Raw genomic sequence first — 549 nt, forward strand, 5'->3', positions numbered from 1 at the left:
CGGGTGGACGCAGTGGTCGTGGAGACTCTCGGGTCGACGAACCCGGTCGATCTCGCCCATGGGGCGGGGTGTCGCAGCGCGCAGGAGCTTCTGCAGCGCACGCTGCTGGTCGACGGGCCGGGTGCGGGGCGGGTGGTGAAGGCGGCGGGGCTGGTGCGGCGGGAGTCGAGTCTGGTGTCGGGGGAGTGGTTGCCGGCCCGGTGGCCGGCGGTGCGGGATGCGCTGTTGGACGGGGTGGTCGGGGCGGCGGGGGTGTTGGCGGCGACGGGCCCGGTGGAGCGGATTCATGACCGGATCGGAGCGGAGGAGCGGTTGGCGGCGGACGCGTTCCTCGCCGACACCGCCCGCGGCACGCACGGCGACGGCGACGATCTCGAGGAGGACGACCCCGTAGAAGGAGCCGCCCGCGAGGGAGCGGGTGATGGTCCGGGGGTGATGCCGGAGGATCTGGGGCGGGTGGCGCAGCAGATCGCGCTGGTGTTGGACCCCGACGGGCCCGAACTGGACGACCAGTACGCGTTGCAGCGTCGCGGCCTGACGATCGGACGC

Annotated in this window: 1 pseudogene; it reads left to right on the top strand. The window is 73.8% G+C overall.

The window, feature by feature from the left end:
- Positions 1 to 18: 18 nt before the first annotated feature.
- A pseudogene (locus RAC81_RS16950) lies at positions 19 to 549 on the top strand (hypothetical protein); the annotation flags it as partial.

This window comes from Microbacterium sp. CR_7, from assembly GCF_041954755.1.
Classification (GTDB): domain Bacteria; phylum Actinomycetota; class Actinomycetes; order Actinomycetales; family Microbacteriaceae; genus Microbacterium.